Genomic DNA, 23,303 nt, shown 5'->3' with positions numbered 1-23,303 from the left:
GCTAAAATTAGAGGGGCAAGAACTAGTATTCAGCCACGTACACGGCACGTTCAAGTTTTGTTGAGAGCCATAGCGTGAACGAAATCTCGCCCCACATGTTCCCGGCTCATTGGTTTATTATTTGGACGGAAGGGAGACATATGAACCGCGCACTGCAGTTGCTCACAACCACATTTCTATCGGCGTGCCTTGCATTTCCCGCGATAGCCCAAACGGGCACGGCTGTGGAAACCGGCGCGCCCAATGCCCCAAATCAGAAACCAGCTTTTGAAGGGCAGACGAGGGCACCGCAACCGGAAAAAATGCCGTCGCTTCAGAAAACTGTCGTTGCGGAAGGCCTGCCGAACCTTTGGGCGCTGGAACTCCTGCCTGATGGTCGTATGCTGGTGTCGGCTAAGGAAGGCACGATGCATATCGTTGCTGACGGCAAGGCGAGCGAGCCGCTGGAAGGCGTGCCGGAAGTGGATGCATCAGGACAGGGCGGCCTTCTCGATATCGCACTCGCGCCAGATTTCGAAACGTCCGGCATGATCTACTTCTCATTCTCCGAACCGCACGATGGCGGCAACGGCACATCGGTCGCATCGGCAAAGCTGGTGGAAAACAGTGGGAAGGCCGCGCTGGAAGACACGAAAGTCATCTTCAGACAGACCCCAACCTATGATGGCGACAAGCACTATGGTTCGAGATTGGCCTTCGGGACGAACAAGGAACTATACGTCACTGTCGGCGAGCGCTCGGATAGAGAACCTCGCGTTCAGGCTCAGGACATCGCCAGCGGCCTTGGCAAGGTCTTTCGTATCGATACAGACGGAAAGGCCATCGAAGGCAATCCGTTCATCGGTCGCGAAAATGCCCTGCCGGAAATCTGGAGCTATGGCCACCGCAACATCCAGTCTGCCGCAGTCGACGCAGAAGGACGCTTGTGGACCGTGGAACACGGCCCCAAGGGTGGAGACGAACTGAACCTTCCGAAAGCTGGCCTGAACTACGGCTGGCCGGTCATCACCTATGGCATCGAGTACAGCGGCGGCAAGGTCGGAGAAGGCGTGACAGCGAAGGAAGGCATGGAGCAGCCTGTCTACTACTGGGACCCAGTTATCGGCCCTTCTGGCATGGCCTATTACGATAGCGATGCGATCCCCGAATGGAAGGGCACCTTTCTCATTGGTGGGCTGGTCAGCCAAGGCATAGTCGTCTTGAAGGTGGACGGAGAGAAAGTAGTCACAGAAGGACGCCTGCCATTGGAGGCCCGTATCCGGGACGTGAAGGTCGGCAGCGATGGCGCGGTTTACGCGGTGACCGAGACACGAGGCGGTGGCGGTTCGCAAATCCTGCGGCTTGCACCCGGTGCGTAACATCTGCCGTTGATAAAAATTGTTTGGGAGCGGTTCATTCCGCTCCCATTTTGCTGGGAACTGACATTTGGCCCATGGAGTTAATTCGGACAGTCCTTCAGTGAGTTCGAGTGACCATGAACCAGCATCCCACACGCCTTCTGCAAAAGATCGGACTAACCTATGTCAACGATCAGGAACCGGGCATCTCCCGCGAACGACGAGGCAAGGGGTTCTCCTACCGCTTGCCGGATGGCACCCGGCTGGCGGACGCGCTGGAAATAACGAGGATCAGAACGCTCAGCATTCCTCCCGCTTATGAAAAAGTCTGGATTTGCCTTGACCCTACCGGTCACCTTCAGGCAACGGGATATGATGCGCGCGGACGCAAGCAGTATCGCTACCACCCGGAATGGCATTCCTTCCGCGGCGAAACGAAATTCTATCAGTTGAAAGCATTCGGGGAGGCGCTACCTGCCATTCGCAGACGCGCAATATCCGACATCGAAAAGCAGGTGCATAGCCAATATGTAACCCTTGCGGCACTCGTTCTTCTGCTTGATGCGGCTTACTTAAGGGTCGGCAACAAAGCATATCTGGAAAGCAACGGAACCTACGGCGCAACCACACTGCTCAAGCGTCATGTCACTCTGGGCGAAACGATCGAGTTGCGTTTCGCGGCCAAGGGTAGACAGAAGGTACGCCGTCAACTTAAGCATCCACGTCTTCAACAGATTCTGGAAGAGATATCGGATCTGCCGGGAAAGCAGTTGTTTGTATGGCAGGACGAGAACCACATCGTCCACCCGATCGATTCCAGCGCGCTAAACGCCTACCTGTCAGAAACAGCAGGCGAAGGCATTTCCGCGAAAACATTTCGAACCTGGGGCGGAACGCTGGCTGCCTTCTGCCACGCCGCCAAGCGTGTTTCAGAACAGGAAGAGCCAACCATAAAAAGCATGTGCGAGGCCGCAGCTCAGGAGCTTTCGAATACGCCCGCGATCTGCCGCAAGAGCTACGTTCACCCTGCTGTGCTTGATCTCGCTACGGAAGAAAAATCGATCCGGAAACTTCGCAAGATCTTGCAATCCGATGTGAAAGCTATTTCGGGTCTGCGGGCGGATGAGCGGCGGCTTCTGGCATTTCTGCCCTGACTATCGGAGTGCCGTTACCATCTTCGCCGGTACGACGACATCGTAAGTGCATTCGAACGCGGGGCCAGCAACTCTGTATGTTTCCGCCTCATCGGATGAAACCTGTACGATGGCATCGCCTGGCATGGCCAGCATCGTATCCCCGGTCGGAGCCTTGAAGTTGAAGGCGCCCCATTCTTCCGGCACGATAAAATAGTTCATTTCTCCGCTTTTTGGCTTGAACGCCATGTAGCCAGAAACAGTGGACGGCGAAACCGGTTCTCCATAACTCTTTGGGAAGTACCTGGCTTTGACGAGAACCTCTTCGTTACCGGTTTCCTCGCAGCGGTTTCGAACGACCCAATCACCTTCTTCCGCAGGTTTCGACCGTTTCTCCACTCCCTGTCCCTTGATAAAGGTAATGACGATCTCACCCGGCAAGGCCGGGCGGGCATCGACCTCCTTGGTTTTTGTTGCGGTGCCAACAAGATCGCTTTTCTTCGCAACGCTCATCAACGCAACCTGATCCAGCGCGGGAAAATCTTCGACTGCATATGCCGTTGCCGGAAGAAGGAAAGAAGTCAGCAGCAACGTTTTTGACAAGGTCAGCATCGTCATCAGGACATCCATTTCGTTTCAGCGATCCAGGTTTGGGAACGTAACCTGACAGAAGGGCAGAAGGCCGGGGGCTAGAGAAACTATCGCTGCACTGCGACAAAAGCAGATTTGCAGATAACGAAGAAAAGGAAAACCCACGCATTTTTAGTGGTTTATTTTAACAATTGGGCAACGATTACCGTATGTGCCAGCCGCCGCTTGCGCGTTCAGCTTCGTGTCAGAATTCGCCTTCAAAGGTCCATGAATGCTCGCTGCGATATATCCAGAACCCAAGCACGAGCATGAATTCACGGCGCGGGAGCATGCACTTGACGATTTTGGTAACGAATATTGATCGCAGTCTTTTCAAAAGACCGGAAATTGGCAGCATTTCGCTCAGCATCATGACTGCGCTTTATCTGGTATTCTTCACCAATCATACGTTCTGGGCAAAGGTAGATTCCTATCTGTCGCCTTACCCTGTCGCGATCTACGCTCTTTACATTGCAATGATCGCACTGTTCTCGGCGGTTCTGATCTTCTTTTCCGCCAAGTACGTCATGAAGCCGGTCTTCATGATTCTCATCGGCATCGCGGCGGTGTCCTCATGGTTCATGGATCGATTCGGCGCTGTCATCGACAGCGACATGGTGCGCAATGCCTTCGAAACTACAACCAATGAAGCGGGCAACCTCATAACGCCAGCGTTCCTGTTGCACCTGGTGCTTTATGGATTGTTGCCAATGATCGTGTTGATGGTCGTCCGTGTTCGCCATCATAATATCCTCGGCAAGCTCTTTTGGAATACAGTCAGCGTTTTGGCCTGCCTCGTAGTCGTCGGCGCTATCGGTGCGGCAAACTCCAAGACTTTCACCACTGCCGTTCGCCAGCACAAGGATATCGTCAAGAGCCTGAACCCCGTCACCCCGATCTCTTCCACGATTCACTACTTCTCTCAGGTGGACAAGGAAGCGAAGCTGACCGTGACGCCGACAGGGCAGGATGCGAAGATTCTACCTGCGCTGGGTGGGGTGACGAAGCCACGCGTGACTATTATCGTTGCGGGCGAGACCGCGCGTGCAGCCAATTTCTCCCTGAACGGCTATCAGCGCGAAACCAATCCTGAGCTGAAGACGCGCGATGTCGTCTATTTCCCAAGCACCGTCAGCTGCGGCACCGCAACGGCTATTTCCATTCCCTGCATGTTCTCCCGTTTTCCGCGTACCGAATATAGCCACAGCAAGGCGCTCTCCAATGAAAACGTGCTGGATGTGCTCGTACATGCGGGCGTTGATGCCCGCTGGTGGGATAACAATACCGGCAGCAAGAACGTCGCCGACCGTATCCCCTATTTCGATCTGACCTCTACGCGCGATCCACAGTTTTGCCCCTCCGGCGAATGCCGCGACGACATATTCCTGGACCGGCTGGACAGCTGGCTTAATCAGGTCACCAAAGACAGCGTTATCGTGCTGCACCAGCTCGGAAGTCACGGTCCGACCTATCACGACCGCTACACCGATGCCTTCCGCAAATTCACACCGGACTGCCGGACCGCCGAACTCGCCAACTGCAAGGATGCGGAAATCGTCAACTCCTACGACAATACAATCCTCTATACCGACCACTTCCTGTCCAGCATCATAGACAAGCTGAAGGCGCGCAAGGACAAGCTGGCGACCGGCATGATCTATGCTTCAGACCACGGCGAGTCGCTTGGTGAAAATGGGCTCTACTTGCATGGCGCGCCTTACATGCTGGCTCCTGCTGAACAGACGCACGTGCCATTTCTCGTATGGTTCGATAACGATTTTGCCAAATCGATGGGGTTGGACAAGGCATGTCTTGCCAATCAGGCGAAAGCCGGCGGCAAATCTCACGATAACTTCTTCCACAGTATTCTTGGCATGATGAACATCTCCACCTCGGTCTACGATCCGTCGCTCGATGTGTTTAGCGGCTGCGTCTCCAGACCCAATGCCTGATAGCGAGGTGCTTGCGCAAATGCCCCCGAAGCGATACCCATTTCGGGTGGCAGGAGCGGAGCGAACTTGCGGGTTCTACTGGTCGAAGACGATTATGTGCTGGGAGAAGCGTTGCGCGACCACGTGGCTGCCGCAGGCCACGCCGTCGACTGGTTCAAGACGCTGAATGACGCTACGGCCGCAACACAGACAGTCAGTTACGGCCTGGTCCTCCTGGACTTGCGCTTGCCCGACGGAGAAGGGTTGACACTACTGCGGGGTTTACGCCGTAGCAACGACCCGACGCCCGTCATCATTCTCACCGCCCACGATCAGGTCACGGACAGGATAGAGGGACTGAACGCGGGTGCTGACGACTATCTCGTCAAACCGTTCAATCTCGGGGAATTGACGGCGCGCATGCTGGCCGTCTCACGCCGATACGAGGGGCGATCCGCTCCCGTCGTTCGCCTGCCGGGTATCGAGATCGATCAGGTCGCTCGTAACATCGTCGTCGACGGCAAGGCGCTGACGCTCAGTGCGCGCGAATGGGCGGTGCTGGAAAAGCTGGTGGAAAGACCCGGCGCGGTCGTATCCAAGAACCAGTTGCATGAAACGCTTTACGAGTTTGGCGCAGAGATCGAAAGCAATACGGTCGAAGTCTACATCAGTCGGCTGCGCAAGAAAATCGGTTCAGACCGCGTCGAAACGGTTCGCGGACTTGGCTACACGATCAGGTGAAACAATGAAGCGCCGCGAAAGCATGACCCGCCGAATGGTCGTCGCATTGATGAGTGTATTATCCCTATCCTGGCTCGTTGCGTCCGGGCTCGGCATCATGGTGATGCAGGATGAGTTTGCGGAGATTTTCGACAGCAGCGTGCAGGAGACAGCGGATCGGCTTCTGCCTCTCATCACCGAGGGTTTCCGCGACCGTAGTCCCATAGCCCAACGCCGCCTTCTCCAGTCCGAGCAGGACACGGAATATCTGACCTATCAGGTTCGAGACCGGGAGGGAGAGGTGATCCTTCGTTCCCATGAAAGTGCGGCAGAACCTTTCGATGTGCCGCTGACACCCGGCTTCGCCGATACGCAATCGCAGCGTATCTATACCGTCTCCACTCCAGACGGCGAACTCTATCTTCAAGTGGCAGATGCTTTTGCAAACCGGCGTGAGGCAATTGTCGAGGCCGGGACAGCGCTGATATTGCCGGTCCTGATTCTCATTCCCGCCAGCATCGTCGCCGTCATTCTCGTCATTCGCAAAACGCTGGCACCTATTCAGGTTCTGCGAGACGAAATCGGGACCAAGGACAGCGGCAACCTTGCGCCGGTCGATTCCGCACAACTCCCTTCGGAACTTCACCCGATTGCACGCTCCGTAAATCTTTTGCTAGAGCGGTTGCGATCCGCGCTGGAATCGGAACGCTCTTTCGCATCCAACAGCGCACATGAATTGCGTACACCCATTGCTGGAGCTCTCGCGCAGGCCCAGCGCCTGCAAGCAGATATTACGCCAGAGTTCGCGCCGCGTCTCTCTCAGATCGAACGTTCCCTGTCTCACCTCGCCCAGCTTTCCGAAAAGCTTCTCCAGATGTCGCGGGCAGAAGCGGGTATCGGTGCCTCGGAGACCATCGCAGACCTCTTTCCTGTCGTGGAACTACTTGTCGAAGACCTCAGCCGGTCGGAACTGGGTGCAGGCCGCATTCACCTTCACCAATCGCCGGACGTCAATCTGCAAGGCATGATCAACCCGGACGCTTTCGGTATTGCTGTTCGCAATCTTCTGGAAAACGCACTTGTTCACAGCCCCGAGGGAAGTGCGGTCGATGTCTATATCGATACTGAAAATTGCATTCGCGTTGTCAATGATGGTCCAACGCTCGACAATACACTTATGCCACGCCTGACAACGCGTTTCACACGCGGACCGACGCAGGCCAGCGGCTCCGGTCTGGGGCTCGCCATCGTCAAGAACCTCGCCGACAGAATGAACGGCTCTCTTACGCTCTCGTCTCCCGCCAGCGGCAGAAAGCAGGGCTTTGAAGCCCGGATCGATATACCGAAGGTCTGAATTTCGGTCTTCAATGTATAAACAACATATCGCTGGATAAGAATTTGAAAGTGAATGGCGAGATTGCTTTCACAAGCAACTCTGTATTAAAAACGGCAGATGGCCGATCACACGACACAGCTTTCGCTTTCGGAACTGCTCAATCCATTGGTTAAAGCGACCGAAGCCCTCGCCCGCCTGGACGAACGCGTGGCTCGTTCGCCGATTAGGACAGGGTTTCTGGAACGGCAGGATTTTTTCGACGCGGTATCCTCCTTGTGGCTGGACGGCGAGCTTGTTCACATCGAGGATCTAGCGCTTCACGATGCTCAGATGGACGTGCGTGCGCCCACCCACGAAATGATCAATGCTCATCGCATTCTTCGTATGCGACGGTTGATCTTCGGGCAGGAACCTGACTGGGCGCTGAGTGACGCAGGGATCTCACAGCTGCGCGGCAAAGGCCAAATGTCGTCGAGTTCCAACGACATTGCAGACGTGGCGCCACGATCTTCGACGGAGGGCGATGCATTGCTAACGGACGAACTTGTGGAAATGGATGCCCTGCTCGCCCGCAGTTCCGCAACCCTGGACGCGATATTAGAACAGAAGCCCGTGCTTACCACTGCTGTAGATCAATCTCTGTACGACGACTCTGATTGGGACAAAGATAGGAGACTGAAACAGTGGCAGCAACGCCTCAAACAGTGGCACGGACTCCCCCCTGCCCCGCTCGCTGCGGTCATGCTGGACGCGTGGAATGAGATGGAGGTATTGCAGCGCAGCCCATGGCTTGGCCGTCAGTTGGCTGCGGTTCTGCTTCGGCAACAGGGGCTATCTCACCTTCCCGCTGTAAACACCGGGTTACGGTCAATTTCCCGAGAGCGTAGACGCGCAAAAAGTGAAGTTGAGCGGCTGAGTGCCATACTCGATGGCTTTATTGAAACCGCCATGCTGGGTCTTAAGGAGCACGACCGCCTGCTAAACGCCAAGAAGCGGATGGACCGGCGGCTTTCCGGCCGACGCTCCAATTCACGGCTACCGGAACTTGCCGAGCTCGTATTGGCGCGCCCGGTGGTTTCGACTGCGATGATCGTCAAAGCCTTGGGAACGACGCCGCAGGGCGCTGTCGGCCTTGCAAACCAGCTTGAGCTTCGTGAAGTAACCGGGCGCGGACGGTTCCGCGCCTGGGGTGCTGTTTAACGATCCCGTTTGGTCGGGGAGATCAGCTTGCCATGGCGTAGCGCTGATAGTCTCCTTGCGGACGCTGAGCCTGTGACTGCCCGACCTTGAACCGACCAATCATCGTAGCAAGGCTTTCGGTTTCCTGTGATAGGCTCTGTGCGGCGGCCGTGGTTTCCTCAACCATCGCAGCATTTTGCTGAGTGACCTTGTCCATCTGGTCGGCTGCCGATGACACTTCGCGGAGGCTGATCGCCTGTTCGCGTGCGTTAGATGCAATCTGGTTCACGGTCTGGCTCATGCCCAGAACCTGCTCAACGATTTTGCCCAGCGAGGAACCGGTTTCCTCAACCAGATTGACACCGGATTCGACCTGCGAGGACGACGTGGAAATCAATTCCTTGATTTCCTTGGCGGCCTGAGCGGAACGCTGCGCGAGTTCGCGGACTTCCTGTGCAACGACGGCAAAACCCTTGCCCGCCTCACCCGCACGGGCCGCTTCGACACCGGCATTGAGCGCAAGCAGGTTGGTCTGGAAAGCGATCTCGTCGATAACGCTGATGATATTGCCGATCTTGCTGGAAGATCCCTGGATTTCAGTCATTGCGGCAATCGCACGGGCGACGACCTGGCCGCCCTTTTCGGCATCCCCGCGTGCGACATTCACGGTCTGCTGCGCGCTGTTGGCACCGTCTGCAGTTTCGTTGACGCCACGCGTAACTTCACCAAGTGCGGCGACGGTCTCCTCCAGAGCAGCAGCCTGCTGTTCGGTGCGCCGCGCCAGATCATTCGAAGCCGTCGATATCTCACCGAGGCCGGAGCGGATGGTGTAAACCGCATGAACGACGCCACTGATCGTTTCTTCCAGAGTGGAGACGGACGCATTGAAATTCTGGCGGATGCTATCGAATTCCGGTGCGACGCGTTCGCTCATGCGAACCGTCAGGTCGCCGGAAGCGAGAATATCGAACCGGCTCTGCACCAGTTCCACGAAATGGCGCAGGTCTTCCGCTTTAGCATTATCGAGCTCGCCCTGGCGCTTGCGGTCGACTTCGATCTGCTGCTGAAGCATTTCCTGCTCCGCCTGCATCTGCTCGCCACGGGACAGCGCCGTTCTGAATTTTTCAAGTGCCGAGGTCAGGCTTCCCAGTTCATCCTGACGGCCGGTCTGTTTGACCTCATGCGTGTAATTACCGTCCGCCATCTTGCGAACCGCTCCAAGCACGCCCGTCAACGGCTTTTTGATAAGCATTTGTGTGGCCAGCAGTATTACGCCGAGCGTCACAAAAAGAATGAGCAGGCCACCGATGAGGGTGCTGTAAACCTGCTGCCAGACCGGTGCGGAGAAAACAGCTGGCGGAATATCGAGAACCGCCGCCCAGGTCGTATTCATTCCAGTGGCTGTGAAGGGATAGATAAGACGGACCGAGCCGTCCGGCATATCCGAGATGACCTTCATCTTCCCGTCTGCCAGCGCAGCCTTAACTGCATCTGCACCGGTTTCCGTATAATCCGTCATCAGGTGGCCTGCATCGGGATGCGCAAGCCATTTGCCGTTATTCGCTAGCAGCATGACCCGACCGCCTTCGAACGGCTTCATCGTTGCAAGCGACGCCGTGAGGTCATCAAGCTTGATATCGACGCCAGCAAGGCCGACGATGTTTCCATCGATCTTCATTGGCACAGAGACAGACGTCACCAGCTTCTTCATGCCAGTAAGATAGGGTGATGTGATGATCGGCTGTCCGGTTTTCAGCACACGGTCGTAATATTCGTCAGCAGGCTTGATGGTCCAAGTGGAGAACTCCATTTGCCCATTATCGCCCTTCGTCCAATAGGGCGTAAAAATGCCCTCCTTGTTCAATCCCTCAGGCCCAAGGCTTGGCTTCGGCGTTTTGCCGTCAATCAGTTCACACATCCATGCGCCGAAAACGCTCGGATACTGCGGAGCAACGGCCTTGATCATGGCAATTATGTCGGAGCGGCTGCGCGTACCGTCGTTCAGGAATCCGGTCAAAGTGGCGGCAAGTGCGGCACTTGCAGATGTCGCTTCTGTAATACCGGCTGCCAGATCCTGGCTGACGACACTGGCTTTTTCCGCCGCAAGCGCCATGACGTCACGCTCCGTCCGCTCCTTGACGGCAGCGACATTAAATGCGGTGTAGGCAATGAGGATACAGGTAATAGCGGTCCCTGTTGCCAATACGAGTTTGCCTGAACTGATCTGAATATACTTCCCATGAACGGGACCCCTATTTGTTCTCTACAATATTATTATCGAAAATGATAAATAATCGGCAAATTCGGGCGCGTTCGTCGGGCAAAACCCGCATAATTTTCATAACGCTTCCATCGCATTTGCCTTGCCAGAAATGATATTATGAATCTAATCTAAGCGTATTATCAGTTAGCCAGACCTAAAATGAGTGCTTATGGTGTGTGGAGGATTGTGCGCACCTTCGACGGCTGGCTTCTGACATGACAATGCAAAGGGAAGAGACGTGAAAATAGCAATAGTCGGCTGCGGTTCCCGACATAAGATGTTCCGCGCTTCCGTTACGGAAGATTATTCCGACAAACATGAGATCGTTGCCTTGTGCGATACGAACGCCCATCGGCTAGGCGAAGCGGCACGCGCGATTTCAAAACCCGGAACAAACGGTGTTGCCACTTATCTCGCAGATAACTTCGACCAACTGATTGCCGAACAGAGGCCGGATACGGTCGTTGTCGCAACGCCCGATTTTCTGCATTCCGAATACATCATAAAAGCGTTCGAAGCCGGTTGTGATGTCATTTGCGAAAAGCCGTTGACGATCGATCTTTCCCGATTGAAGCAAATCGTGGATGCACAAGCGCGCACAGGGCAGAGGGTCATGGTGACCTTCAACTATCGTTATTCGCCCGCGCGCACGCAGATAAAGGAAATGCTGGCGTCAGGCATGATAGGTCAGATAACCGCAGTCGATTTCCGCTGGCATCTCGACCGCGTTCATGGCGCCGATTATTTCCGGCGCTGGCATCGGCACAAGGAGAATTCCGGCGGCTTGCTGGTTCATAAATCCACCCACCATTTCGACCTTTTGAACTGGTGGCTGGCCTCCGTTCCTACGGAGGTTTTCGCGTCCGGCCAGCGTGCGTTCTACAGACCGGAAACTGCAGTCGAGCTTGGCCTTGCGGATCATGGGCCGCGTTGCACAGACTGTCCCGTCGCGCAGCGCTGCGCTTTTAGGCTGGATTTGTCTGCCGATGAGCAGCTGAAAGCGCTTTATCTCGACGCCGAGGGCGAAGACGGTTACTTCCGTGACAGATGCGTTTTCGACGCAGATATCGGCATCGAAGACACTATGCAGGCACATATACGTTACGCCTCCGGCGCTACCGCAAACTATACCTTGACGGCCTACTCACCTTGGGAAGGTCTGGAGATTCGCTTCCAGGGGACCAAGGGAGAAATCGTCCACAAGCACATCGAGGTTCACGGGGTGTTTGGCGGGGTGCGTGACCATGCCGATGAAGAGGCAGTCACGACTTCAATTCATCTTGCCGGAGAGGCTCCAAAAGCCGTTGACGTACCGAAGGTCAAAGGCAGCCACGGCGGCGCAGATCCCGTTATGCTCGGCTACATCTTCGACCCCACCGGCATGGAGCCAGACAGGTTCAACCGCGCTTCCGACCACGTATCAGGCGCTTGGTCGATCCTGACCGGTATCGCGGCAAACGCTTCGATCGAAACAGGATCGGCAGTCAACATTCGCACGATGCTAATATCTCGCGGCATACAAATCTGAAACGTGTCGCCCAAATCCTTGAGAGCGTCTGCGCTGCCTTAAAATGCATGGCGCCGACGCCATCCGAACGCCGCCGCCGAACATGTCGCCAGGCGGCCAAGACGTTTGACATATCCCTGCGAAAAATGTCAGCAATTATAAAATTTGACGTAAAGGCAGGTGCATGGCCAGGCGATCCGATAGCGGTGGGCGGTTAGACGATGCGGCAAGGGCTGGCTGGCTGTATTATGTCGCGGGTCGAACACAGGATGAGATTGCCGCCGCAATGGGAATTTCCCGCCAGTCAGCACAAAGGCTCGTCTCTCTCGCGGTTGCCGAACGCCTGATCAAGGTCAGGCTCGATCACCCCATCGCCGCGTGTTTGGAAAAAGCGCAGGCTCTGCGGCAACGCTTTTCTCTGAAGCATGTCGAAGTCGTGCCTAGCGATCCGACAGGGATTTCATCCACCGTCGGTATCGCCGAAGCGGGTGCTGCAGAAATCGAGCGATGGCTCCGCACGCCCGAGCCCATCGTACTTGCAATCGGCACGGGGCGAACGCTGAGGGCTGCCGTCGATCAGTTGCCGCCCATGGAATGTCCACAGCACCGCATCGTCTCCCTGACCGGCAATATCGGACCCGATGGTTCTGCGGCCTATTACAATGTCATCTTCTCCATGGCGGATGCCATTAAGGCCCGGCATTTTCCCATGCCGCTGCCGGTACTCTGCCCTTCGGCGGAAGAGCGGGAATTGCTGCATGAGCAGTCTTTGGTTCGCTCCAATCTGGCACTTGGGGCGGCGGCGAACGTCACTTTCGTCGGCGTCGGCGAATTGGGCGAAAACGCACCGCTTTGTCTCGATGGCTTCATTGCCGTAGACGAGATGAAGCGCCTGATCGCTGAGGGGGCTGCCGGAGAAATCTGCGGCTGGTTCTATGATGGCGACGGCAGGATCATGAACAATCCGATCAATGATCGGGTCGCCTCCGTTCCGGTGCCGTCCCGGGAAACCTGCACCGTCATCGGCATTGCTCAAGGCAAGAGAAAATCACCCGCAATCCTTGCTGCGCTGCGGGGCGGATTGCTGAATGGCATCATTACGGATGAGCACTCCGCCGAGTATTTGCTCGCCAATTGAGCAATAATTTGCAAATAAAATCAGTATTTTAGCTATTACTTGTGCATCGCAGCGCAGGATGATGCTTGACTTTTGATGCCCAAAAGTGAGTAATTGCCCTCGAGCAAAGCGAATGCTCATAATTTTCTTCTGGGAGGAAGATCATGACATTGAAGACACTTCTGCTGGGCGCGTGCTCGGCTCTCGCCTTTTCGGGCCTCGCTTCCGCAGAAACGCTGACCATCGCCACCGTCAACAACGGTGATATGATCCGCATGCAGGGCCTGACGAAGGAATTTACCGACAAGAACCCGGACATTCAGGTTGAATGGGTCACGCTGGAAGAAAACGTCCTGCGCGAACGCGTGACGACGGATATCGCCACCAATGGCGGCCAGTACGACATCATGACCATCGGCAACTATGAAGTTCCGATCTGGGCAAAACAGGGCTGGCTTCTGCCGCTCGAAAAGCTCGGCGACAACTATGACGTCAACGACATGCTGCCGTCCATCAAGGGCGGCCTGACGGTTGACGGCAAACTCTATGCGGCACCGTTCTACGGCGAATCCGCAATGATCATGTACCGCAAGGACCTGTTTGAAAAAGCGGGTCTGAAGATGCCGGAAAACCCGACATGGGAATTCATCGGCGATGCGGCCCGCAAGATCACCGACCGCAATACCGATATCAACGGCATCTGCCTGCGCGGCAAGGCGGGCTGGGGTGAGAACATGGCCTTCATCACCGCGCTGAACAACTCGTTTGGCGGTCGCTGGTTCGATGAAAACTGGAAGCCTCAGTTCGATCAGCCTGAATGGAAGAGCTCTCTCCAGTTCTACGTGGATCTGATGAAGGATGCCGGTCCGTCCGGTGCAGCTTCCAACGGCTTCAACGAAAACCTGACGCTGTTCCAGCAGGGCAAGTGCGGTATGTGGATCGATGCGACCGTCGCTGCGTCCTTCGTGTCCAACCCCAAGGATTCGACGGTTGCGGACAAGGTCGGCTATGCGCTGTTCCCGACGCATGGCGAGCTGAAGAACCATGGCAACTGGCTGTGGTCTTGGAACCTTGCCATCCCGAAGAGCTCGAAAAAGGCCGATGCGGCTGAAAAGTTCATTTCCTGGGCAACCAGCAAGGACTATTCCGCACTCGTCGCTTCCAAGGAAGGCTGGGCAAACGTTCCTCCGGGCACGCGCACCTCGCTCTACAAGAATGCGGACTACGAGAAGGCAGCGCCATTCGCCAAGACGACGCTTGCGGCAATGAACGCAGCCGACATCACCAAGCCGACCGTCAAGCCCGTGCCTTACACGGGTGGTCAGTTCGTGGCGATCCCCGAGTTCCAGTCGCTCGGCACCACGGTCGGTCAGCTCTTCTCCGCGGTCGTTGCAGGCCAGTCCTCGGTCGACGATGCGCTTGCAGGCGCCCAGTCCACCGCAACGCGTGAAATGACGCGCGCCGGTTACATCAAGTAATCCTCCCGAAGACCGTCGTCCGGCAATCCGCCGGGCGGCGGCCACTTGGACAGACAGTCACCAATAAAAGAAGAACGACACCGCCTGCGGGTTCAACCGCGCGCGACATTGGGAGGGCAGCTTATGGCGACGCAAAATACCAGAAATCTGGCGCGCGTGATGATGGCGCCCTCCGTCTTCCTGCTTCTGATCTGGATGATCGTGCCGCTGGCGATGACGCTGTGGTTCTCCTTCCAGAACTACAATCTTCTGAACCCGACCAATGTCAGCTTTGCTGGCCTGTTCAACTATAAATTCTTCTACACCGATCCGGCCTTCTTCCAGTCCATCTGGAACACGCTCGTCATCGTCGGCGGTGTCTTGCTCATCACCATCATCGGCGGCACCGCCATTGCGCTTCTCTTGGACCAGCCGATCTTCGGACAGGGCGTCGTGCGCATTCTGGTGATCTCGCCTTTCTTCGTCATGCCACCAGTCGCTGCATTGATCTGGAAGAACATGATCATGCACCCCGGATACGGCGTGCTTGCGGACCTGAACAGGTTCTTCGGTTTCCAACCCATAGACTGGTTCTCGCAATTTCCGCTTCTGTCCATCGTCATCATCGTGGCATGGCAGTGGCTGCCCTTTGCAACGCTGATCATTCTGACCGCCCTTCAGTCCCTGGACGGAGAGCAGAAGGAAGCAGCCGAAATGGATGGCGCGAATTTCTTCAACCGCTTCATCTATCTGACGCTGCCGCATCTGGCGCGGGCGATCACCGTCGTCATCCTTATCCAGACGATCTTCCTTCTGGGCGTCTATGCCGAAATTCTCGTCACCACCAATGGCGGACCGGGCTATGCCTCGACCAACCTGCCGTTCCTGATCTACCGCACCGCGCTTCTTGGATATGACGTGGGTGGCGCATCGGCTGGCGGCATCATCGCCATCGTACTCGCCAACATCGTCGCCATCTTCCTGATGCGCGCCGTCGGCAAGAACCTCGATCGCTAGGAGACGTATCATGGCTCGTAAAGTCTCTACCCGCTCAAAGATCGGCTTTTCCATTGCCGCGTGGGTGGTCGCGCTCATCCTCTTCTTCCCGATCCTCTATGCCTTCCTCACCTCCATCAAGACGGAGCCGGAAGCCATTGCGGGCTTTAGCCTCTGGCCATCGGGCACGCTGGAAAACTACATCACGGTCAATACGCAACGCGATTACTTCAAGCCCTTCATGAATTCGGTCGTCCTGTCGGTCGGCTCCACCATTCTGGCACTGATCATCGCCATTCCGGCAGCATGGGCTATGGCGTTCTCGCCGACCAAACGCACCAAGGACATTCTGATGTGGATGCTCTCCACCAAAATGATGCCGGCAGTTGCAGTGCTGGTGCCGATCTATCTGATGTTCCGCAATGCAGGGCTGCTCGATACGCGCATCGGCCTCACGATCATGCTGACCATGATCAACCTGCCGATCGTGGTGTGGATGCTCTACACTTACTTCCGGGAAATTCCGGGTGAAATTCTTGAAGCGGCCCGCATGGACGGCGCGTCGCTATGGAACGAGATCATATACGTTCTGACGCCGATGGCTGTTCCCGGCATAGCGTCTACGCTTCTTCTCAATATCATTCTGGCGTGGAACGAATCCTTCTGGACCATTCGCCTGACGACCACAAATGCAGCACCGCTGACGGCCTTCATCGCCTCCTTCTCGTCGCCTCAAGGCCTGTTCTGGGCAAAGCTTTCCGCAGCCTCGATGATGGCGATTGCTCCGATCCTCGTGCTTGGCTGGTTCAGTCAGAAACAACTCGTTCGCGGCCTGACCTTTGGCGCGGTGAAATAAGGAAAACAACAATGGGCAGCATTTCGCTTAAAAACGTTTCCAAGGTTTTCGGTGACGCCAAGGTCATTCCCTCCATCAATCTCGATATCGAGGATGGCGAGTTCGTGGTCTTCGTCGGGCCATCCGGTTGCGGCAAGTCCACGCTACTGCGCTTGATCGCGGGGCTTGAAGATGTCAGCGGCGGCCAGATCGTCATCGATGGCAAGGACGTGACCGAAAGGGCACCCGCCGAACGCGGACTTGCCATGGTGTTCCAGTCTTACGCGCTTTATCCGCATATGTCGGTCCGCAACAATATCGGCTTTCCGCTGAAGATGGCAAAGATGGAAAAATCCGCCATCGACAAGAAGGTCAATGATGCTGCGGCTATCCTCAACCTGACGGATTATCTGGACCGCCGTCCGTCGCAGCTTTCGGGCGGCCAGCGCCAGCGCGTCGCCATTGGTCGCGCAATCGTGCGCGAACCTTCCGCCTTCCTGTTCGATGAACCCTTGTCGAACCTCGATGCTGCCCTTCGCGGCACGATGCGGCTTGAGATCAGCGATCTTCACAATCAACTCAAGACCACGATGATCTACGTCACCCACGATCAAGTGGAAGCCATGACCATGGCCGACAAGATCGTGGTGCTCAATCGCGGCAATATCGAGCAGGTCGGCTCGCCTCTTGATCTTTATCGCAACCCCGCCAATCTCTTCGTTGCGGGCTTCATCGGCTCGCCGCGCATGAACCTCGTCAAGGGCGAATATGCGCAAGGCAAGGGCGCGCATACGGCAGGCGTTCGCCCGGAACATCTGCTGCTGTCCAAAGAGAGCGGGTTGTGGCGCGGTACGGTCTCGGTGGCCGAGCATCTCGGCTCCGACACCTTCCTGCATATCGATGTCGATGGCATCGGCATGATAACCGCCCGCGCCGGTGGCGAGTTTGCTTGCCAGCACGGCGATACGGTCTTCATCACGCCTGATGAGAGCAAGGTTCACAAGTTCAACGACAAGGGATTGGCGATCTAACCTCGATCCCTTTTTGACCAGTCATTAACGCGAAGGACCGGGCGCACCCGATGCGCCGGGCCATGACCGACATTTATTCGAGGATTGTCTCATGACGTGCAAACTATCCCTTGCAACGCTTGATCAGGCAAAGGCCACAGCGGCGGTTCCGTCCTACTCCCGCAACGATCTATCCCCAGGCATCGTCCATTTCGGTGTCGGCAATTTCCACCGCGCACATCAGGGGATCTATCTAGACGATCTGTTCAACACCGGCGCGGACCATGACTGGGCGATCATCGGCGCAGGCGTTCTGCCGTCCGATACGGCCATGCGTGAGAAACTCGCGGCACAGGATTTTCTGACGACTGTTGTCGAGCAGGACAACAACCGCACCGCCGCCCGCGTGACGGGACCGATGATCGATATTCTTCCGGTTGGCGACACTAAGGCGATCATCGAAGCGCTTTCAGACCCGAATATTCGCATCGTCTCAATGACGATCACGGAAGGCGGATATTTCATAGATGCATCAGGCTCGTTCAACCCGCAGCATCCCGCCATTGCCGAGGATGGCAAAAACCCAGCTTCGCCAAAAACGGTTTTCGGCCTCATCGTCGCCGGTTTGCGCGCCCGCCGCGACAAGGGCTTGCAGCCCTTCACCGTCATGTCCTGCGATAACATTCCGCATAATGGCAAGGTCACCAAAAACGCGGTCGTTGGTCTAGCGGCCCTGTCCGACCCTGCCTTCGCCAACTGGATCGGCGAAAACGTGTCCTTCCCCAATTCCATGGTGGACCGCATCACGCCCGCAACGGGTGATCGCGAAAAAAGCATCGCACGCGATGATTTCGGCATTGAGGACAATTGGCCGGTCTTCTGCGAAGAGTTCAAGCAGTGGGTGATGGAGGACAAGTTCCCCGCCGGTCGCCCGGCGCTGGAAAAGGTCGGTGTGCAGTTCGTGCCTGACGTTGCGCCTTATGAGCATATGAAGATCCGCATCCTCAATGGTGGCCATGCGGCTATTGCCTATCCGGCAGCACTGCTCGATATCCATTTCGTGCATGAGGCGATGGAGCATCCGCTGATCCGCGCTTTTCTGGCCAAACTCGAAAAGGAAGAGATCATCCCGATCATCCCGCCGGTACCGGACACCAATCTCAACGAATATTTCGACCTGATCGAGCGCCGCTTCCTCAATCCGAAGATCGGCGACACCATTCCGCGTCTGGCGCAGGATGGCTCCAACCGCCAGCCGAAATTCATCCTGCCATCGACAGCGGATCGTCTGGCAAAGGGTGACGATATCGTTGGTCTCTCGCTGGTATCGGCGCTGTGGTGCCGCTATTTCTACGGCACGTCGGACAGCGGCAAGGAGATCGTCTTCAACGATGCCAGTGCCGAACGTTTGAAGGCAGCGGCAATCAAGGCGAAGGACGACCCGATGGCGTTTCTGGCCTTGTCCGATATTTTCGGAGACGTCGCCAATTCCGATCTCTTCCGCAAGCGCTTCGCTCATGCTCTAAAGACGCTGTGGAGCGAAGGCACCGCCAATACCCTGCAACTCTATCTGGACAATAAACTCACCGAAAGCTGATCTTATGCCAAGCGAAACCGGCCCCCTGCTGATCTTCGACTGCGACGGTGTTCTCGTCGATAGCGAGCCGGTTTCAGTCGCCGTCCTAATCGATATGCTCGCCCATCTGGGCGTCGAACTGACCGAGGAAGAGGCCTATCAGCGCTTCCTTGGTCGCAGCCTTGCCAGCATGACCGCAACGCTCTGGGAAGAATACGGTATCGAAACCGATATCGATTTTCTCGATCACATGCGCAGTGCCCTGTTTGAGCGTTTTCGGCTGGAACTCAAAGCAATCGAAGGCATGGCAGAAACGCTGGACCGCCTTGAAATGCCGCGTTGCGTGGCATCCTCAAGTCAGCCGGAGCGCATTCGTTACTCGCTCGGACTGACAGGGCTGCTTGAAAAATTCGAGCCACATATTTTCAGTGCGACCATGGTCAAGAACGGCAAGCCAGCACCCGATCTCTTCCTTTACGCGGCAAGCCAGATGGGCGTCGATCCCGCCAACTGTATCGTTATCGAAGACAGCCCGGCGGGCATTCTGGCGGCGAAGGCTGCCGGTATGTGCGTTTTCGCTTTTACAGGTGGTTCTCACGCGCGCTTTCCCGCATTCCGGGAGCAGATTGCCGGTCTGGAGCCCGATCTGTTGTTTGACGCCATGCCGGATTTGGTTCAACTTGTCGGCACGAGGAACCTTAGGGCTCCAGAATGAAGGCTGGCTAACGTGACCATCGACACCTACTCCTCCCTCATTCCTGTGCTTGTCACAGGAATCCAGTCAGCCCAAGTCCTTGGGCTGAAAGAACTTTTCCCGCCGCGCAGACGCGCGTCGACTAGTTTCCTGTCACAAGGACAGGAATGAGGGGAATGCGTCAATATCTTGTTGCGGTCGATGTCGGAACAGGCAGCGCGCGAGCGGGCGTTTTCGATGCCAAGGGCAATTTGCAGTCTCGCGCGACCCATCCCATAATCATGAACAGGCCGAAGGAAAATCATGCAGAGCATGATTCCGAAGATATCTGGAACGCCGTATGCCTTTCCGTGCGCGCTGCGATGGTGGAAGCGGCCATTCCAGCGGATGAAGTCGCCGCCATCGGTTTCGATGCCACCTGCTCTCTCGTCATGCGCGGCAAATCCGGTGAACCGATTTCGGTCTCCACAACCGGCGAAGCCCGTTTCGACACCATCGTCTGGCTCGACCACCGCGCGATTACCGAGGCCGATTTCCTGACGGCATCCGGCCATCGGGTGCTGGATTTCGCAGGCGGCTCGATTTCGCCCGAAATGCAGATGCCCAAGCTGATGTGGCTGAAAAAGCACCTGCCGCAAAGCTGGTCGAAGGCAGGCTATTTCTTCGATCTCGCGGATTTCCTGACGTGGAGGGCGAGCGGTACTACCAAACGTTCCAACTGCACGTTGACCGCCAAGTGGAATTTCCTGGCACATGAAGAACAAGGCTGGCAGCAGGATTATCTGGAACATGCAGGAGTTGGCGATCTGCTTGAGCGTGGCGGGCTCCCCAAGGATACAATCTTGCCTGGCGCAAGCCTCGGCACCCTGTCCACGCAGGCAGCAAAAGAACTCGGTCTAGATACTGGCTGCCATGTGGCAGCAGGCATGATCGATGCCTATGCGGGTGCCTTGGGCGCCCTTGGCGGTAGCCTAGAATCGAATGTCGAGAGCAGCGTCGCGCTGATTGCTGGAACCTCCAGTTGCCTTGTTACGCTCACCGGTAAATCCATGCCGGGTCGTAGCCTTTGGGGGCCATATTGGCAGGCCGCCCTTCCCGGCCATTGGCTGGTGGAAGGTGGCCAATCGGCAACCGGTGCTTTGCTCGACCACATCGTGCGGCTACATTCTGCGGGTGGAGAGCCCACGACAACTCTCCATGCCCGTATCGTAAGACGGGTTCAGGAATTGCGGTCGCACGAGGGAGATAAATTCGCCGAGCGCCTGCATGTTCTGCCGGACTTTCATGGCAACCGTTCTCCCCTTGCCGATCCGCATGCGCGCGGCGTTATCAGCGGGTTGACGCTCGACACATCGTTCGACAGCCTATGCGCGCTCTACTGGCGTACCGCCGTGTCGATTGCGCTTAGCACTCGACATGTTCTGGATGCGATGGAGGGCTTCGGCTACCGCGTCGAAACCCTTCACGTCGCAGGTGGACATATCCATAACCCCCTGTTGATGGAGCTTTATGCCGATATCACGGGCAAACGCATCATCGTCCCAGGCACCACCGATGCGGTTCTGCTTGGCACAGCGATGACAGCAGCATCGGCAGGCGGTATCCATGAGGGACTGGTTGCAGCAGGGAGCGCAATGTATTCCGGATATCGGGAGCTCACCGCCAACCCCGCGCGCCGTGGCGCTTATGAGCGCGACTACCAGCGGTTTCTGGCAATGTATCGCCACCGCGAGGAGCTTGATCGGCTTTAACTAGCGCCTTGACCGAGGGTCGAGCATGTCACGCAACCCGTCACCCATTAGATTGAAGCCCATAACGGCAAGCGCGATCATGAGGCCCGGCAGGATCGCCAGCCAAGGTGCAGTGCCGAGATATGTCTGCGCTTCCCACAGCATACGGCCCCAGGTGGGAGTCGGCGGCGGCATGCCTAGGCCGAGGAAGCTCAGTCCCGCCTCCGTCAGGATCGCCAGTCCCAGCTGAATGCTGATCTGCACGATGATGAGATTGGCGAGGTTCGGCAGGATGTGAGAAAAGGTGATACCCATCTTGCTACGCCCGATGCTTTCCGCCGCCAGCACGAAATCCCGCGCCCACATCTGCAGCGCCGCCCCACAGGTCAGCCGCGCAAAGACTGGCACCATGAATGTGCCGATGGCGATGATGGCGGTAAAGCGACCGGAGCCGATAAAGGCACCGAGCATCATCGCAGACAGAATGGGCGGCAGTGCAAAGATGATATCGCAGAGCCGCATCAGTGCAGCTTCCAAGATACCGCGTTGCGCGGCCGCGATAATGCCGACAAGACTTCCAATCGACGCGCCAATCGCAACGGCAATGACCGATGTGAACAGAGAATTCCACGCTCCAACCATGAGCATGGACAGGACGTCCCGCCCGAAATGATCCGTGCCCAGCAGCCCAGCCTCAAACGGCGGTTTCAGCTTGGCAAGAATCTGGATTTTCGTAGGCGGCGCGGGGGTCCACACGAGTGAAAGCAGCGCCATGGCAAGCAGAATGCTAACGATGACAGCACCGGCGAAGAAGGCTGGCTGGCGGGAAAGCAGTCTCATCTTCGTACCTTCACCCGCAAACGCGGGTCGATGAAGAGATATGCTATGTCGACAAGGAAATTCATCACAATGACAAGTGAGCAGAAAAACAGCACGACGGATTGCATCACCACGATATCGCGCTGTGTCAGCGCCTGATAGGCAAGCCTTCCTAGGCCTGGCAGGTTGAAGACGTTTTCCACCAGCACCGCACCCGCAATCAGGAAGGTGAATTGCAGGCCAACCATGGTGACGACCGGGATCAGGGCATTTGGCAACACATGTTTCCAGAGAATGGCCGCATCGCTGATGCCCTTGGCGCGAACAGTGCGAACGAAATCCTCGTTCAAAACCTCCAAGACGGCAGAGCGACACACCCGCGTCAACACACCCGCCTGCGATAATGACAAGGCAATCGCCGGAAGCACGAGCGCCTTGAGTGACGGTCCAAACCCCACACCCCAACCTGGAAAACCACCGGCTGGCATCCAGCCGAGAGCCGTCGAGAATAGCATGATCAACAACAAACCGACCCCAAAACCGGGAACGGCAATGCTCGATTGGGCAAAGAGACCCACGACGAAATCAAGCGGTCCGTTGCGATGCTGCGCGGCCCAGACGCCGAGCGGCAATGCGATGAGGATGGAAAGAGTGACTGCCATCATCGCCAGCGGTAGCGTAACGCTCAAGCGCTCCAGAATGAGGCCCATGACCGGAACGCCGTAGGTATAGGACTGCCCCAAATTTCCCGAAACGACGCCGGTAAGCCAGCCGATATAACGCAGTAAAAGAGGCTGATCGAGGCCCATCTGTTTTTGCAATGCTGCGAGCGTATCGGGGCTTGCGGAGGTGCCGAGCATGATGGCTGCGGGATCACCCGGCAGCAGGCCCATGATGAGGAATGAGACGACGAGAAGGGTTGCGATGAGGCTGAGGAGGCGTTTCGAAATGAGAGCTGTCATGTCAGATGCAATCCTGCGTGATGGCGCACAACATTTGCGAGCCTATCCACCCTCATTCCTGTCCTTGTGAC

General features: G+C 56.5%; 19 protein-coding genes. 15 read left to right on the top strand and 4 right to left on the bottom strand.

Annotated elements, in window-relative coordinates:
• The first annotated feature begins 140 nt into the window (after window positions 1-140).
• Together G6L28_RS17405 and G6L28_RS17400 are read left to right on the top strand one after the other, a co-directional pair.
• Complete coding sequence (locus G6L28_RS17405; protein WP_174065083.1) at window positions 141-1,358, top strand: PQQ-dependent sugar dehydrogenase; 1,218 nt, start codon at window positions 141-143, stop codon at window positions 1,356-1,358.
• Window positions 1,359-1,474: 116 nt separating this feature from the next.
• Window positions 1,475-2,491 carry a DNA topoisomerase IB gene (locus tag G6L28_RS17400; RefSeq protein WP_174065082.1) on the top strand — a complete coding sequence of 339 codons (1,017 nt, stop codon included), beginning with the start codon at window positions 1,475-1,477 and terminating at the stop codon, window positions 2,489-2,491.
• Here the strand turns inward: G6L28_RS17400 and G6L28_RS17395 are convergent, their stop codons facing one another.
• Entirely contained in the window at window positions 2,492-3,088 is a 597-nt protein-coding gene (locus G6L28_RS17395; protein ID WP_202033693.1) for a hypothetical protein, read from the bottom strand.
• Window positions 3,089-3,396: 308 nt separating this feature from the next.
• On the opposite strand from G6L28_RS17395, the gene G6L28_RS17390 reads away from it, so the two are divergent.
• The 4 genes from G6L28_RS17390 to G6L28_RS17375 all read left to right on the top strand — a co-directional run bounded on the left by G6L28_RS17390 (window position 3,397) and on the right by G6L28_RS17375 (window position 8,287).
• Entirely contained in the window at window positions 3,397-5,052 is a 1,656-nt protein-coding gene (locus tag G6L28_RS17390) for a phosphoethanolamine transferase (RefSeq protein WP_272955851.1), read from the top strand.
• A gap of 66 nt (window positions 5,053-5,118) precedes the next feature.
• Window positions 5,119-5,772 (top strand): response regulator, encoded by a 654-nt coding sequence (locus tag G6L28_RS17385; RefSeq protein WP_174065080.1) that lies wholly within the window; start codon window positions 5,119-5,121, stop codon window positions 5,770-5,772.
• Window positions 5,773-5,776: 4 nt separating this feature from the next.
• Window positions 5,777-7,105, top strand: coding sequence for an ATP-binding protein (locus G6L28_RS17380; RefSeq protein ID WP_174065079.1), 1,329 nt, complete (start codon window positions 5,777-5,779; stop codon window positions 7,103-7,105).
• 99 nt (window positions 7,106-7,204) lie between these two features.
• On the top strand, window positions 7,205-8,287 hold the full coding sequence (locus G6L28_RS17375) for an RHE_PE00001 family protein (RefSeq protein ID WP_174065078.1): 1,083 nt from the start codon (window positions 7,205-7,207) through the stop codon (window positions 8,285-8,287).
• A 22-nt stretch (window positions 8,288-8,309) separates the two neighbouring features.
• Here G6L28_RS17375 and G6L28_RS17370 read toward each other — a convergent pair whose 3' ends face one another.
• Window positions 8,310-10,469 (bottom strand): methyl-accepting chemotaxis protein, encoded by a 2,160-nt coding sequence (locus tag G6L28_RS17370; RefSeq protein ID WP_202033691.1) that lies wholly within the window; start codon window positions 10,467-10,469, stop codon window positions 8,310-8,312.
• Window positions 10,470-10,767: 298 nt separating this feature from the next.
• Between G6L28_RS17370 and G6L28_RS17365 the strand changes: the two genes are divergently transcribed.
• The 9 genes from G6L28_RS17365 (at window position 10,768) to G6L28_RS17325 (ending at window position 21,472) form a co-directional block, all read left to right on the top strand.
• Entirely contained in the window at window positions 10,768-12,057 is a 1,290-nt protein-coding gene (locus G6L28_RS17365) for a Gfo/Idh/MocA family oxidoreductase (RefSeq protein WP_174065077.1), read from the top strand.
• A 163-nt stretch (window positions 12,058-12,220) separates the two neighbouring features.
• Window positions 12,221-13,174, top strand: a complete 954-nt coding sequence (locus G6L28_RS17360) for a sugar-binding transcriptional regulator (protein WP_174065076.1) — start codon at window positions 12,221-12,223, stop codon at window positions 13,172-13,174.
• Window positions 13,175-13,317: 143 nt separating this feature from the next.
• Complete coding sequence (locus tag G6L28_RS17355; protein WP_174065075.1) at window positions 13,318-14,631, top strand: ABC transporter substrate-binding protein; 1,314 nt, start codon at window positions 13,318-13,320, stop codon at window positions 14,629-14,631.
• Window positions 14,632-14,754: 123 nt separating this feature from the next.
• Window positions 14,755-15,627, top strand: coding sequence for a carbohydrate ABC transporter permease (locus G6L28_RS17350; RefSeq protein WP_174065074.1), 873 nt, complete (start codon window positions 14,755-14,757; stop codon window positions 15,625-15,627).
• Window positions 15,628-15,637: 10 nt separating this feature from the next.
• Window positions 15,638-16,462, top strand: a complete 825-nt coding sequence (locus tag G6L28_RS17345) for a carbohydrate ABC transporter permease (RefSeq protein WP_137395102.1) — start codon at window positions 15,638-15,640, stop codon at window positions 16,460-16,462.
• A gap of 11 nt (window positions 16,463-16,473) precedes the next feature.
• Entirely contained in the window at window positions 16,474-17,472 is a 999-nt protein-coding gene (locus G6L28_RS17340) for an ABC transporter ATP-binding protein (RefSeq protein WP_174065073.1), read from the top strand.
• A 91-nt stretch (window positions 17,473-17,563) separates the two neighbouring features.
• The gene (locus G6L28_RS17335; RefSeq protein WP_174065072.1) at window positions 17,564-19,048 is read left to right on the top strand and encodes a mannitol dehydrogenase family protein; all 1,485 of its coding nucleotides are present in this window, start codon (window positions 17,564-17,566) and stop codon (window positions 19,046-19,048) included.
• Between the two features lie 4 nt (window positions 19,049-19,052).
• Entirely contained in the window at window positions 19,053-19,742 is a 690-nt protein-coding gene (locus G6L28_RS17330) for an HAD family hydrolase (protein ID WP_174065071.1), read from the top strand.
• Window positions 19,743-19,897: 155 nt separating this feature from the next.
• Window positions 19,898-21,472, top strand: a complete 1,575-nt coding sequence (locus tag G6L28_RS17325; protein ID WP_174065070.1) for an FGGY-family carbohydrate kinase — start codon at window positions 19,898-19,900, stop codon at window positions 21,470-21,472.
• On the opposite strand, the gene G6L28_RS17320 is transcribed toward G6L28_RS17325, so the two are convergent.
• Window positions 21,473-22,291: an ABC transporter permease gene (locus tag G6L28_RS17320; RefSeq protein WP_174065069.1), complete on the bottom strand. Its 819-nt coding sequence runs from the start codon at window positions 22,289-22,291 to the stop codon at window positions 21,473-21,475.
• Window positions 22,288-23,232, bottom strand: coding sequence for an ABC transporter permease (locus G6L28_RS17315; RefSeq protein ID WP_174065068.1), 945 nt, complete (start codon window positions 23,230-23,232; stop codon window positions 22,288-22,290). The genes G6L28_RS17320 and G6L28_RS17315 overlap by 4 nt, the downstream gene beginning before the upstream one ends.
• Window positions 23,233-23,303 lie beyond the last annotated feature (71 nt).

This window comes from Agrobacterium larrymoorei, assembly GCF_013322225.1.
Classification (GTDB): Bacteria; Pseudomonadota; Alphaproteobacteria; order Rhizobiales; family Rhizobiaceae; genus Agrobacterium; species Agrobacterium larrymoorei_A.
The sequence above is the reverse complement of the archived record's forward strand: the minus strand, read 5'-3'. Positions and strand labels throughout refer to the sequence as shown.